The 12739-nt window shown below is 66.2% G+C and carries 12 protein-coding genes; 10 read left to right on the top strand and 2 right to left on the bottom strand.

What is annotated here, in order from left to right:
* Window positions 1-8: 8 nt before the first annotated feature.
* From KO516_RS07265 to serB, 4 genes are all read left to right on the top strand, one after another.
* The gene (locus KO516_RS07265; RefSeq protein WP_216003119.1) at window positions 9-551 is read left to right on the top strand and encodes a gamma-glutamylcyclotransferase; all 543 of its coding nucleotides are present in this window, start codon (window positions 9-11) and stop codon (window positions 549-551) included.
* A gap of 52 nt (window positions 552-603) precedes the next feature.
* Window positions 604-1782 carry a biopolymer transporter ExbB gene (locus KO516_RS07260; protein ID WP_216003118.1) on the top strand — a complete coding sequence of 393 codons (1179 nt, stop codon included), beginning with the start codon at window positions 604-606 and terminating at the stop codon, window positions 1780-1782.
* Window positions 1783-1785: 3 nt separating this feature from the next.
* Window positions 1786-3468: a peptidoglycan -binding protein gene (locus KO516_RS07255; RefSeq protein WP_216003117.1), complete on the top strand. Its 1683-nt coding sequence runs from the start codon at window positions 1786-1788 to the stop codon at window positions 3466-3468.
* 130 nt (window positions 3469-3598) lie between these two features.
* Window positions 3599-4462: a phosphoserine phosphatase SerB gene (gene serB / locus KO516_RS07250; RefSeq protein WP_216003116.1), complete on the top strand. Its 864-nt coding sequence runs from the start codon at window positions 3599-3601 to the stop codon at window positions 4460-4462.
* A gap of 86 nt (window positions 4463-4548) precedes the next feature.
* On the opposite strand, the gene KO516_RS07245 is transcribed toward serB, so the two are convergent.
* Window positions 4549-5547, bottom strand: coding sequence for an asparaginase (locus KO516_RS07245; RefSeq protein WP_252737461.1), 999 nt, complete (start codon window positions 5545-5547; stop codon window positions 4549-4551).
* Window positions 5548-5731: 184 nt separating this feature from the next.
* Here KO516_RS07245 and KO516_RS07240 point away from each other — a divergent pair, with 184 nt between their 5' ends.
* The gene (locus tag KO516_RS07240) at window positions 5732-6268 is read left to right on the top strand and encodes an invasion associated locus B family protein (RefSeq protein ID WP_371742039.1); all 537 of its coding nucleotides are present in this window, start codon (window positions 5732-5734) and stop codon (window positions 6266-6268) included.
* Window position 6269: 1 nt separating this feature from the next.
* On the opposite strand, the gene KO516_RS07235 is transcribed toward KO516_RS07240, so the two are convergent.
* Complete coding sequence (locus KO516_RS07235) at window positions 6270-7412, bottom strand: alpha-D-ribose 1-methylphosphonate 5-triphosphate diphosphatase (RefSeq protein ID WP_216003115.1); 1143 nt, start codon at window positions 7410-7412, stop codon at window positions 6270-6272.
* Between the two features lie 69 nt (window positions 7413-7481).
* On the opposite strand from KO516_RS07235, the gene KO516_RS07230 reads away from it, so the two are divergent.
* Genes KO516_RS07230 through KO516_RS07210 form a run of 5 tightly spaced genes read left to right on the top strand, consistent with a single transcriptional unit; the run spans window position 7482 to window position 12738 of the window.
* Window positions 7482-7922: an NUDIX domain-containing protein gene (locus KO516_RS07230; RefSeq protein WP_216003114.1), complete on the top strand. Its 441-nt coding sequence runs from the start codon at window positions 7482-7484 to the stop codon at window positions 7920-7922.
* Window positions 7922-8860, top strand: coding sequence for an ABC transporter permease (locus KO516_RS07225; RefSeq protein ID WP_216003113.1), 939 nt, complete (start codon window positions 7922-7924; stop codon window positions 8858-8860). The genes KO516_RS07230 and KO516_RS07225 overlap by 1 nt, the downstream gene beginning before the upstream one ends.
* Window positions 8857-9669 carry an ABC transporter permease gene (locus KO516_RS07220; RefSeq protein ID WP_216003112.1) on the top strand — a complete coding sequence of 271 codons (813 nt, stop codon included), beginning with the start codon at window positions 8857-8859 and terminating at the stop codon, window positions 9667-9669. Before KO516_RS07225 ends, KO516_RS07220 begins: the two co-directional genes overlap by 4 nt.
* Window positions 9669-11318, top strand: a complete 1650-nt coding sequence (locus KO516_RS07215) for an ABC transporter ATP-binding protein (RefSeq protein ID WP_216003111.1) — start codon at window positions 9669-9671, stop codon at window positions 11316-11318. The genes KO516_RS07220 and KO516_RS07215 overlap by 1 nt, the downstream gene beginning before the upstream one ends.
* A complete protein-coding gene (locus KO516_RS07210) occupies window positions 11293-12738 on the top strand; it encodes an aldehyde dehydrogenase family protein (RefSeq protein ID WP_216003110.1) in 1446 nt (481 codons plus the stop codon). Before KO516_RS07215 ends, KO516_RS07210 begins: the two co-directional genes overlap by 26 nt.
* Window position 12739: the final 1 nt, after the last annotated feature.

Raw genomic sequence — 12739 nt, 5'->3', positions numbered from 1 at the left:
GAAAACGCATGACGCTCTGGGTTTTTGGCTATGGCTCGCTTCTGTGGAATCCCGGCTTCGAGGTCGCGGAGACGGTGCATGCCACCCTGCCGGATTATCATCGTAGCTTCTGCATGCGCTCGATCCATCACCGTGGCACGATCGACACGCCCGGCCTCGTGCTGGCGCTGGATGAGTGCCCCGGCGCGCTGTGTCAGGGGCTTGCCCTGCGCGCCGCTCCGGGCACCGAAGACAGCACGCTGGCCTACCTGCGCGAGCGCGAACTGATCTCGTCGGCCTATATCGAACGCAACCTCGCCATCGATCTGGACAGCGGCGCGCGGATCGAGGCGGTCACCTACGTCATCGACCCGCACCATGTGCAATATTGCGGCGGCCTGCCGCTGGAAGAGCAGGCGCAAATCATCGCAAACGCCACCGGCGGCATGGGTCCGAATCGGCAATATCTCGAAAACACTGCTGATCATCTCGACCAGATTGGCATTCCCGATGCAGAGCTGCACTGGTTGCGGGCGCGCGTGCAGCATCTGGCCGATAACCGCTTGGCTTGACTGGGCTGCCGCCGTAGGCTCGCCGCAATCAAAAGAGCCATCCGGACGCCCTATGAACAAGCCCGACCTAGAGGCCGAGCCGCATTTCAGCCGACCCTTCCGTCAGACCGCGCTCATGCTCGCGGTTCTTGGCCTGTGCGCTGCCGGGGGCTTTGTGCTGCTGCCCAGCGTGCTGCCGGTGTTCGAGTCGAACCCCTATCTCAACGGCTTCATCGTCTTTGTCTTCGGGCTGGGAGTGCTGGCCTGTTTCTGGCAGGTGGTGCAGCTGATCCAGTCGGTGCGCTGGATCGAGAACTTTGCCTTTGGCCGCGATGCCGGGGCCACGCCGCCGCGCCTGCTGGCGCCGCTCGCGGCGCTGCTGAGGCGACGCGACACGCGGCTTCAGATCACCACCTCCTCGACCCGCTCGATCCTCGATTCGGTCGCGACCCGCATCGACGAGGCGCGCGAGATCACCCGCTATCTGGTCTCGCTGCTGATCTTCCTTGGCCTGCTGGGCACGTTCTATGGCCTTGCAACCACCGTGCCCGCGCTGGTCGATACCATCCGCAGCCTCGCCCCGACCGAAGGCGAATCCAGCACCGATACCTTTGCCCGCCTGATGACCGGGCTTGAAAGCCAGCTTGGCGGCATGGGCGTCGCCTTTGCCTCGTCGCTGCTGGGCCTTGCCGGATCGCTGATTCTTGGCCTGCTGGAACTGTTCGCCGGCCACGGCCAGAACCGCTTTTACCGCGAACTCGAAGAATGGCTCAGCTCGATCACCCGGCTGTCGTTCAGCGGCGATGGCGAAGGCGGGTCCGACGATGTCGTGGCGCATGTGCTTGACCAGATGACCGACCAGATGGAACGGCTGACGCTGATGTTCTCGCGCAGTCAGGACGGCCAGCAAGAGGTCGACGCGCGCCTTGGCCAGCTGGCGGATTCGCTGGAACGGATGACCGAACGGCTGGAAGCCACCGCGCCCTCGGCCAATTCGCTCGCGCGCATCGCCGAAGGGCAGGAACGGCTGGCCGAAGCGATCTCGGATCGCGAAACCGCCGATGGATTTGACGCCGAAAGCCGGATGCGGCTGCGCTCCATCGACGTGCAGATGCTGCGCCTGCTCGAGGAAATCTCGGCCGGGCGGCAGGAAACCATGGCCGAGCTGCGCACCGATCTGGCCACGCTCAACCGCACCGTGGGCAAGCTGGTGCAGGGGCAGCGCCCGCAACCGCCCCGTCACGAGAGCTGAGCCATGGCGCTGTCACGACGCACCGGCGCGCGGTTTCAGGCCAATATCTGGCCCGGCTTCGTCGATGCAATGACCGGCCTGCTGCTGGTGCTGATGTTCGTGCTGACCATCTTCATGGTGATCCAGTCGATGCTGTCCGACACCATCAGCGGGCAGGAAAGCCAGCTTGATACGCTGTCGTCAGATCTTGCCGATCTCAGTCAGGCGTTGGGGCTGCAACAACGCCGCAATCGGGAAATGACCGGCCGCATCGGCGAATTGGAAACCACGCTGTCCGATGCTCAAACCCGGATGAGCGAACAGCTTGGCCTGATCGCGCAGCTGACCGCGACCCGCGATCAGCAGGCTGCGCAGCTCGACGAAGCTCAGACCCGCATCAGCGGCTTCGAAGAGCGCGTCGCCGCGCTTCTGGCGCAACAAACGCAGGCGCAGGGCGAAATTGCCTCGCTCACCGCAGATCGCGACCGGCTCGGCTCTGAACGCGACGCGCTCGAGACCGCGCTGGCCGCGGCCCGCAGCGAAACCGACGCCGCCGCCGAAGCCGCCCGCCTCGCTGCCGCCCGCCGCGAGGCGCTCGAGGCGCTGGCCGAAGATCTGCGCGCGCAAAACGCTGGCAAGGAGGCACAGATCAGCACGCTGAGCGGGCAGGTGGACGCGCTGCAACAGGCCCTCAGCGAAGAAGAGGCGCAGCGCCTCGCCGATGCCGAAGCCGCCGCCGCGCTGCGCAACCGGCTGGAAAATGCCGACACCGAACTGACGGCGATGACCCTCGCCCTCGAAGAACAGCGCAAACGTGCCGAAGACACCCTGACCCTGCTCGCCGCCGCCCGCTCTGCCCGCGACACGCTGGAAGACCAGCTGCAAACCGCGCAGTCCCAGGCGCAATCCAGCGAAGCCCTGCGCGAACGGCTGTCCGAAGCGGAGAAGCAGGCGGCGCTGCTGTCAGTGGCGCGCGATCAGCTGTCGCAGACCGAAGCCCGCGCCAGCGAAGCCGAACGTCAGACCGAACTGCTCAACCAGCAGGCCGCGGCGCTGCGCAACCAGCTTGGCCAGCTTCAGGCGCTGCTCGACGATGCCAGATCGCGCGATGACGCCAGCCAGGTGCAGCTTCAGAATCTTGGTCAGGACCTGAACGCAGCGCTCGCCCGTGTCGCCAGCGAAGAACGCCGCCGCCGCCAGCTCGAAGAAGCCGAACGCAAGCGGCTCGAGGAACAGGCCAAGGATCTCGAAGCCTACCGCTCGGAATTTTTCGGAAAACTGCGCGGGGTGCTTGGCAATCAGGAAGGCATCCGGATCGAGGGCGATCGCTTCGTCTTCTCCTCAGAGGTGCTGTTCGACCCGGGCGCGGCAGAGCTGTCACCGGCGGGCACGCAGGAAATCGCCAAGATCGCCAGCATTCTGCGCGGGGTGATGAATGACATCCCCTCCGGCATCGACTGGATCCTGCGCGTCGATGGCCATACCGACAACCTGCCGCTCAGTGGCACGGGCCGCTATGCCGACAACTGGGAACTCAGTCAGGCGCGGGCGCTGTCGGTGGTCCGCTACCTCGTGGATTACCTCGGTTTCCCGCCAGATCGACTGGCCGCCAATGGTTTTGGGCAATACCAGCCCGTCGATCCGGCAGATACCGTCGACGCCCGCGCCCAGAACCGCCGTATCGAACTGAAGCTGACCGAACGGTAGGGCGCCCCTCTTCATCTTGCCCTTCAACTCCGGGGGTGTGGGGGCTGGCCCCCACTGTCTCCTACATAGCAAGGCTGGAAAACCATGCGCTCCCGTGCCAGAAGCGCGGCAATTCATGCAGGAGGCCGCCATGCACATCGTCTCTCTCATCGCCCGCCCGGAGGCGCTCGATGCCGCGCTGGTCTCGGCGCTTCGCAACGCGCTCGGGGGTGGCGACATCACTTGGCTGTCGAACGGCGAAGCCGCGGAGTTCCCGGTCGAGATTGCGCCCGCCGACCTTGACGCCCTGCGCGCGTCGATTGCCGATCAGGCGGACCTCAATCTGTTGCCCGCCACGGGCCGCCGCAAGAAGATGCTGCTCGCCGACATGGATTCGACGATGATCCAGCAGGAATGCATCGATGAGTTGGCCGATGAGGCCGGGGTTGGGGCGCGGGTCAAGGATATCACCGCCCGTGCCATGAACGGCGAGCTCGATTTCGAAGGCGCGCTGATCGAGCGTGTCAGCCTGCTCAGAGACTTGCCGGACAGCGTGATCGACAGGGTTCTAGCAACGCGCATTACGCTGATGCCCGGCGCGCCGCTGCTGCTGTCTACGATGAAGGCAAGCGGTGCCTATGCGGCGCTGGTGTCGGGCGGGTTCACTGCCTTTACCTCGAAGATCGCCGACCTTGTCGGCTTTGACGAGACCCGCGCAAACACGCTGATCGCCAGCGGCGGACGGCTGACCGGAGAGGTCGCGCACCCGATCCTTGGCCGCGAAGCCAAGGTGCAGGCGCTCGAAGAGATCACCGCACAGCTTGGGATCTCTGAGGCGGATGTGATCGCGGTGGGTGACGGGGCCAACGATCTTGGCATGCTGACGCGGGCAGGCATGGGCGTCGCCCTGCACGCCAAACCATCGGTGCAGGCGCAATGCGGCTTGCGGGTGAACCACGGCGACCTGACAGCGCTGTTGTATCTTCAGGGCTATTCGAAAGCGGAATTCGCCTGATCGGAGGCTGCGCTGATTGCGCGGGACGGAGGTGGGGGCCAGCCCCCACACCCCCGGAGTTTAAGGGCAAGATGAAGAGGGGCGCCTTACGGGAAGCTTGGGGCGCGGCGGATTTCGCCAGTCTGAAGGCCTGCAAAGTTGAGCACGTCGGGGTTGAGCGAGCGTTTCACATCGGGGTGGTCCGGGTCGAGCACGCCGAGGGAGACGAGAATCGCCGCTAAGGCGCAATCTGCGGCGCGGGTCGCACCGTCGGTGATCTTGAGCGCGAGGCCCTGACGGCGCTGCGGCAGGATGGCGATGAAAAAGCCTTCGGCGCCGGTTTTGATCGCGACCGGCTCTTTGGCGGCGCGCATCAGATGGGTGCAGGCGCGGCCCTCGCCCGCGACGAGCAGCGGATGGGCGATCATCGCCTGTGTGAGCGCGGCGGCGGCCTTTGAGAGCGTATCAGAGCGGGTTTGCGCCGAGGCGTAGAACGCCATTGCCCGCGCCATGCCGTGCATCGTGGTTGCGAAGTTCGGCGCCGAGCAGCCGTCGATACCGAAGCCCGGGGTAGGGGCACCGGTGACGGTCTCGAACAGCTCCTTCACCGAAGTTTGCACCGGGTGAGCGGGATCGACGTAATCCGGCCCGGCCTTGAGGTGTCTGGTCAGCGTTAGAAAGCCCGCGTGTTTGCCCGAGCAGTTGTTATGCACCCGGCAGGGGCTCTGGCCATCGCGGATCATTTGTAGTTTCAGCGCGCTGTCACGGGAGGGTTGCGGGCCACAGATCAGGTCATTGTCGCTCAGTTCCAGATCGCTCAGCCAGGCGTTGACCGCTGCCACATGCACCGGCGCGCCTTCGTGCGAGGCGCAGGACAGGGCCAGCCGCTCTGTGCTCAGCCCGAAGGCTTCTGCCGCGCCCGAAGCGACCAGCGGCAGCGCCTGAAGCATCTTGGCCGAGCTGCGCGGCAGGATCACCGTGTCCGGATCTCCCCAAGCTTGCGCGATCTCTCCGGTCTCGTCGCACAGAACGGCATGACCAAGATGGGCGCTTTCCGCAAAGGGGCCACGGATGATGTCGACCATGGGCACGGGGGGCTGTTGCATCTGGGGTCCTCACAATCAGGCGATATCTTGCCAACAGGGGCTTTATGGGCGCAGGTTTTTCAGTCTATCCTGCCGCGGTCGAGTAGTAACGGCCTATGCGCTTCGTGTGCCCCGCTGGTCAAGACCCGGGAGCCATGCGAGGAGGCAGGCGTCGAGGAAATAAGACAGCTGGAGGCTGCAGGACATGAAGGCATTTCGCTCTTCCATGATCGGGGCATTGACCGGGGCCGTTGCGCTTGCTTTCGCAGGGGTGGCTACGGCGCAGGAAGAAAGTCAGAACCGCGTCAACGCGATCACCGACTGGTCGGTATTCGAGGGGGACAACCCGCGCGAATGCTGGGCGGTGACCACCTACAAGGAAAGCGTCAACAGCAAGGACGGGCGCGTTGTGTCGGTCAGGCGGGGCGACATCCTGCTGATGGTGTTCTATCGCCCCGGTGCGAATGTGGCCGGGCAGGTGGCGTTTACCGGCGGCTATCCCTTTGCCCCCGGGTCGACCGTCAATGCCAATGTCAGTGGCAACCAGTTCGAGCTTTACGTTGACGGAGAATGGGCGTGGCCCGCGTCTCCGGCGGATGATGCCAAGCTGATCGCCGCGATGCGATCCGGCTCTGATGCAGTGCTGACGGCGCATTCGGCACGCGGCACGCAGACCAAGGATACCTTCTCGCTGATGGGGTTCACCGCCGCGATCGAAGATGCCGAGAAGCGCTGCAAGTAAGCTAGCGGCGCGCGAGGAAGCGTGCCGCGATCTCACCGGACAGAAAGGCGATCTCGCCGCCCGCGATGGTGGCGGCGATGCGCCCCGTGCCCCGGTGCCGGATCACGAGATCGGCGCGCAGCCCCGGCTCGATTCGCCCCCGGTCGTGCAGACCCAGCAGGCGGGCCGGACCCTCTGACACCAGCCGCCACGCGCCGGCTTCGTCCCGCAGGCCCAATTCGACGCAGCGTGATGCGGCGCGGGCCGGGGCGGGGTAGTGGTAATCCGATGCCAGTGCGTCGCACAGCCCGTTCCCGATCAGCTCTGCCGCCGCGATGTTGCCCGCGTGCGATGCGCCGCGCACCACGTTGGGCGCGCCCAGCACGATGCCATCGCCGGCCTCCCGCGCTGCCTGCGCGGCATCCAGCGTTTCGGGAAATTCCGACAGCCGCGCGCCGCGCGCGCGCCATATCGCGCGATCTTCGGCGCTGCGGTCATCGTGGCTGCCAAGGATCACCCCGCGCGCGCGCAGCCTTGCGCAGAGCGCATCCAGCGCGGCGGGAACCTCGGCGCGGCGCTCGTGCAGGGCGGTCATCAGCGCCAGATGTGCCTCGGGCGAGCGGCCCGATTTCAGCGCTTGCCCGGTCAGCCGCTGCGGCTTTCGCCCCGATGCCAGTCGGTCATGCTGAAGGTGGTCGTTGAACACCACCTGCCCGATGCCCCAGCGCGCCACCGCCGCTTCGGCATCGGCGAAACTGTCGAGGAAATGCGTCTCCAGCCGCAGTTGCAGCCGCAGATCCACCGGCACCGTCGGCGCGACGGCGTGTACAGAGGCAAAGACCTCGGCCGCGAACTCCGGCCCGCGCATGCCGCCTTCCCAAGACCAGAACTGCGCCAGCATCGCCGTGGTGATGCCGTTCGCCGCCAGCTCATGGGCGCAGGCAAGCACGCCCGCCGTGCTTTCGCGCAAGGCACCGCGCCGGGGGGCCATGTGGCGCTCGAAGCCATCGCCGTGGATGTCGACGATGCCGGGCAGAATGTCGTAACCGCTCAGATCGACGCGCGCGCCATCGCCGCCGATCCGCCCGTCGGCGATGCTCAGACAAGCGTCATCCCATCCGGCGGGGCGCATCACCCGCGCGCCTTCAAAGCTCAGTGCGATCATCTCGTGGCCTCCTGTCGGGGGTCGCAATAAGCCCTTCCGCCGCCCCGATAAAGGTGCAAAACTTGGGGCATGACATCTCCCCGCCTTGCCGCGCGCGCGCTGATCCTGATTGATGATCGACTGCTGCTGGTCAACGCTTATGGCGGTGGCCTCAGCGATCTTTGGTGCGCGCCCGGCGGCGGCGTGGAAAAGGGCAGTTCGCTGCACGACAATCTGGCCCGCGAAGTGCATGAGGAATGCGGCCTGTCGGTGACGGTGGGCGCCTTGGCGCTGGTCAATGAATTCCACGCGCCGGAACATGGCTTTCATCAGGTCGAGCTGTTCTTTCGCTGCGCCCTCGCGGGCGGCACGCTGTCTGATGACTGGCAAGACCCCGAAGGCGTGGTCACGCGGCGCCGCCTGTTTTCGCGGAGCGAGTTGTCGGGCATCCGGTTCAAGCCCGACAGCCTGTTGCAGGCCGCATGGGGCGACGGCGTGCGATACGACCCACTGGAACGGATCGTCCGGTAATGATGGGCTATCTTGCACGGCGGTTGGTCAGTCTTGCGCTCAGCCTTGTCGTCGCCTCGGCGGTGATCTTCCTCGTGGTCGAGGTGGCACCGGGCGATCCCGCCAGCTTCATGCTGGGGATGAACGCGCAATCCGATACGGTCGCGGCGTTGCGCAGCGAACTGGGGCTCGATCTGCCGCCCGTGCAACGTTACCTCGCATGGATCGGCGGCATGATGACCGGTGATTTCGGGGTTTCCTACACCTATCGCGCGCCGGTGGCGCAGATGGTCGCCGAGCGGGTGCAGGTGTCGTTGCCGCTGGCGCTGCTGGCGCTGGGGCTGGCGGTGGTCATCGCGCTGCCCGCCGGGATCGTCGCGGCGACGCATCGCGGCAAGGCCGCGGATCTGGGCGTTGTCGGGGCGACGCAGCTGGGCGTTGCGATCCCCAACTTCTGGTTCGCCATGCTGCTGGTGCTGCTTTTCGCGCTGAAGCTGCGCTGGTTCAGCGCCGGCGGCTTTCCGGGTTGGAGCGACCCGGTCATGGCGCTGAAATCGCTGACCCTGCCGGCGGTGGCGCTGGCGCTGCCGCAAGCGGCGATCCTTGCGCGCGTGCTGCGCTCGTCGCTGATCGACATCCTGTCCGAAGATTTTATGCGCACCGCCCGTGCCAAGGGCCTGTCGCGCCGCCAGACGCTCTGGCGCCACGGGCTGAGGGCAGCGCTGATCCCGGTGCTGACCATCCTCGGGCTGCAATTCTCGTTCCTGCTGGCGGGGGCAATCATCATCGAACAAGTGTTCTTCCTGCCCGGCCTTGGGCGGCTGATCTTTCAGGCCATCACCCAGCGCGACCTGATCGTGGTGGAATCCGTCACCATGCTGCTGGTCTTCGCGGTGATCGCGGTGAATTTCCTGACCGATCTCGCCTATGTCGCCGCCGACCCAAGGCTGCGCCGATGAAATCCCTCGTCCTAGGCGCCGTCCTCACCGTGCTGGTCCTAGCCGCCGCCCTGCTGTCCTTTGCCTGGACCCCAGGAGACGTCACCAGCGTCGACATTCCCGCCCGGCTGCAGCCACCATCGGTGCAGCATCTCCTCGGCACCGACCACCTTGGCCGTGACATGCTGAGCATGATCATGACCGGCGCGCGCACCTCGCTTGCCGTGGCGCTGGTGGCGGTCGGCATCGGCATGGGGCTTGGCGTGCCGCTCGGCCTTGCCGCCGCCGCCCGGCAAGGCGGCTGGCTCGACGAAACCATCATGCGCTTCAACGATCTGGTCTTCGCCTTCCCCAGCCTCGTCATCGCCATTCTCGTCACGGCGCTGCTTGGTCCCGGCGCGATCAACGCCATCCTCGCCATCGGCATCTTCAACATCCCGGTCTTCGCCCGCCTGACCCGAGGCGCGGCCCTGCCGCTCTGGCATCGCGAATTCATCCTCGCCGCCCGCACTGCCGGTAAATCCGCCCTGCGCATCAGCGTCGAACATATCCTGCCCAACACAACGAACCTGCTGATCGTGCAGGGCACCATCCAGTTCTCGCTCGGGATCCTCGCCGAAGCCGGGCTCAGCTATGTCGGCCTTGGCGCGCAGCCGCCAATCCCGTCCTGGGGCCGGATGCTCGCCGATGCACAAACCATGGTCGCCCTCGCGCCGCATGTCGCCATCATCCCCGGCACGGCCATCGTCCTGACTGTCCTGGGCCTCAACCTGCTCGGCGACGGGCTGCGCGATCGCCTCGATCCACGCCTGCAAGGACGCGCCGCCTGATGTCTTCTTCTGGCCTCAAATATCCCGGGGGGGAGCCGCAGGCGGGGGGGCAGCGCCCCCCCTTGCTTGCCCTCGATCACCTGTCGCTGCGTATCCATGACACGCCGATCCTGCACGATGTCACGCTTGGCCTCGCCGCCGGGGAAATCCTTGCCCTCACCGGTGAATCTGGTTCCGGCAAGTCGATGACCGCTTTTGCAACCATGGGCTTGCTGCCCAAGGGTGCCCGCCCGCAGGGGCGCATCGCGCTGCACGGCACAGATCTTCTGTCCGAAACCGAAGCGCAGATGAGCGCTCGTCGAGGCCGCGACATCGGCATGGTGTTTCAGGAACCGATGACGGCGCTCAACCCGTTTCACCGCATCGGCGATCAGGTCGCCGAAACCATCCGCATTCACCAGAAAACCTCACGGGGCGAAGCGAACAGGCAGGCCGCCGAAACCCTCGCCCGGACCGGCCTTGATCCGGCGAAAATTCCACCCTCGCGCTACCCGCACGAGCTCTCCGGCGGCCAGCGCCAGCGCGTCGTCATTGCCATGGCCATTGCGCTCAAGCCAAAGCTGCTGATCGCAGACGAGCCGACCACCGCGCTGGATGTCACCACGCAGGCGCAGATTCTCGATCTGCTGCACGGGCTGGTGCGAAGCGATGGTATGGCGATGCTGCTCATCACCCACGACCTTGCGGTCGTGGCGCAGCACGCCGACCGCATCGCGGTGATGAAGACTGGCCGGATCGTCGAAACCGGGCCCACCGCGCAGGTTCTCGCCGAACGAAAACACCCCTACACCCGCGCGCTGCTCGAGGCGTCAGCGCACCAGCCGCACTTGACGCCCAAGGCCCCCGGCGCCCCGCTGCTGGTTGCCAAGGACGTGGTGCGCAGCTATCCGGGCCGGCGCGCCGGGCTGAAACGCGGCGCGCCGGCGCGTGCCGTCGATGGCGTCAGCCTGACCGTTGCTAGCGGCGAGCGTGTCGGGCTGGTGGGCGAATCCGGCTGCGGGAAATCGACGCTGACCCGCGCCATTCTAGGCCTTGAGCCGGTGCAGGGCGGCAGCATCACCCTTGGCGGTCAGCCGGTGGGCAGCAAAGGCACCCGCCGCCAGATGCAGGCGGTGTTTCAGGATCCCTACGGCAGCTTCAACCCGCGCCACCGCGTCGGAAAACTGGTGTCCGAGCCGTTTCACCTCACGGGGGTGGCGCCCGAAACCGCCATCGCCGAGGCGCTTGCCGAGGTTGGCCTTGCCCCCGAAGATGCCCAAAGGCACATCCACGCCTTTTCCGGTGGTCAGCGCCAGCGCATCGCGATTGCCCGCGCGCTGATCATCCGCCCGGAACTGGTGATCTTCGACGAGGCGGTCTCGGCGCTGGATGTGCGGGTGCGCGCCCGCATCCTTGATCTGATCGCAGAGCTGACGAACCGGCACGGGCTGGCGTCGCTGTTCATCAGCCATGATCTTGGCGTGGTGCGCGGCATCACCGACCGGGTGATGGTGATGCGCGCTGGCAAGATCGTTGAACAGGGGCCGACCGCATCGGTGTTTGACAACCCGCAACATTGGTATACCAAATTACTCCTAGATGCGGCGCCCAAGCTGCCGCCTCTCTCGGGAGGAGGAGATACCGATGCTGGATGGCCTCACGCGCGATAGCGCGCAGATGCTTATTGGCGGGATGTGGCGCGACAGCGCGCAGACCTTGCCACTGACCAACCCGTCGACCGGGGCCGAGATCGGCCGCATTGCCAAGGGCACGCCCGCCGACATCGACGCCGCCGTGCAGGCCGCACAAGCCGCGCTGGATGGCGCATGGGGCACGATGAGCGCGCTGGAACGGGGCCGCATCCTGACCCGGATCGGCGTTGCGGTGCTGGAACATGTCGACGAGCTGGCGCAGATCGAGGCGATGGACGTTGGCAAGCCGCTGGGGCAGGCGCGGGCCGATGCGCTGGCGCTGGCGCGCTACTGCGAATTCTACGGCGGTGCGGCAGACAAGATCCATGGCGAGACCATCCCCTATCTGGACGGCTACACCGTCTATACCCTGCGCGAGCCGCATGGCGTCACGGGCCATATCGTGCCGTGGAATTACCCGATGCAGATCATCGGACGTTCGGTCGGGGCGGCCTTGGCGATGGGCAACGCCTGCGTTCTGAAGCCCGCCGAAGACGCATGTTTGACGGCGCTGGCCTTTGCCCGAATCGCGCAGGCGGCGGGGCTGCCCGATGGCGCGCTGAACGTGGTGCCGGGCCTTGGGGCCGAGGCCGGGGCGGCGCTGGCCGGGCATCCGGGGGTGAACCACGTCAGCTTTACCGGATCGGTCAGGGCCGGGGCGGCGGTGCAGCAGGCGGCGGGGGCCAACGTGGTGCCGGTGACGCTGGAACTGGGCGGCAAGTCGCCGCAGCTGGTGTTTGCCGATGCCGATCTGGATGCTGCGCTGCCGTTTCTGGTCAATGCCGGGCTTCAGAACGCCGGGCAGACCTGTTCGGCCGCCTCGCGCATTCTGGTGCAGCGCGAGGTGCTGGAGGAGGTCTCGCAGCGCATGGCCGAGGCTTATGCGGCCAAGGTCGTCGGCCCGGCGATGGACGATCCCGACATTGGGCCGCTGATCAACGCAAAACAGAAAGCGCGGGTCGAAGGGTTTATTGCCCAAGGCGCGGATTTGCCGCTGCTGGCGCGGGCGCAAATGGCCGAAGGGGTGCCCGAGGGCGGGCATTACGTGCGCCCGGCATTGTTCGGCCCGGTGCCGCCCGATCATGTGCTGGCGTGCGAGGAAATCTTTGGCCCGGTGCAGGTGATCATCCCGTTCGATACCGAAGACGAGGCGGTGCGCCTCGCCAACAGCACTGATTACGGGCTGGTCGCCAGCGTCTGGTCCGACAGCGGCGCGCGCCAGATGCGCTTGGCCAAACGGCTGCGGGCGGGGCAGGTGTTCATCAACAATTACGGGGCCGGGGGCGGCGTTGAACTGCCCTTTGGCGGCACTGGAAAATCGGGCCACGGGCGCGAAAAGGGTTTCGAGGCGCTCTACGGGTTCTCGGTGCTCAAGACCGTCGCAGCGCGGCATGGATGAG

It is taken from the genome of Citreicella sp. C3M06, assembly GCF_018860705.1.
Lineage (GTDB): Bacteria > Pseudomonadota > Alphaproteobacteria > Rhodobacterales > Rhodobacteraceae > Salipiger.
This window is presented reverse-complemented; position numbering and strand designations above follow the sequence as displayed.

Excerpts from the sequence above, each read along its gene's own strand:
- serB (WP_216003116.1), top strand. The coding sequence starts at position 3,599 with ATGCACATCGTCTCTCTCATCGCCCGCCCGGAGGCGCTCGATGCCGCG.
- KO516_RS07235 (WP_216003115.1), bottom strand. The coding sequence starts at position 7,412 with ATGATCGCACTGAGCTTTGAAGGCGCGCGGGTGATGCGCCCCGCCGGA.
- KO516_RS07255 (WP_216003117.1), top strand. The coding sequence starts at position 1,786 with ATGGCGCTGTCACGACGCACCGGCGCGCGGTTTCAGGCCAATATCTGG.
- KO516_RS07210 (WP_216003110.1), top strand. The coding sequence starts at position 11,293 with ATGCTGGATGGCCTCACGCGCGATAGCGCGCAGATGCTTATTGGCGGG.
- KO516_RS07260 (WP_216003118.1), top strand. The coding sequence starts at position 604 with ATGAACAAGCCCGACCTAGAGGCCGAGCCGCATTTCAGCCGACCCTTC.
- KO516_RS07220 (WP_216003112.1), top strand. The coding sequence starts at position 8,857 with ATGAAATCCCTCGTCCTAGGCGCCGTCCTCACCGTGCTGGTCCTAGCC.
- KO516_RS07245 (WP_252737461.1), bottom strand. The coding sequence starts at position 5,547 with ATGCAACAGCCCCCCGTGCCCATGGTCGACATCATCCGTGGCCCCTTT.
- KO516_RS07225 (WP_216003113.1), top strand. The coding sequence starts at position 7,922 with ATGATGGGCTATCTTGCACGGCGGTTGGTCAGTCTTGCGCTCAGCCTT.
- KO516_RS07240 (WP_371742039.1), top strand. The coding sequence starts at position 5,732 with ATGAAGGCATTTCGCTCTTCCATGATCGGGGCATTGACCGGGGCCGTT.
- KO516_RS07215 (WP_216003111.1), top strand. The coding sequence starts at position 9,669 with ATGTCTTCTTCTGGCCTCAAATATCCCGGGGGGGAGCCGCAGGCGGGG.
- KO516_RS07230 (WP_216003114.1), top strand. The coding sequence starts at position 7,482 with ATGACATCTCCCCGCCTTGCCGCGCGCGCGCTGATCCTGATTGATGAT.
- KO516_RS07265 (WP_216003119.1), top strand. The coding sequence starts at position 9 with ATGACGCTCTGGGTTTTTGGCTATGGCTCGCTTCTGTGGAATCCCGGC.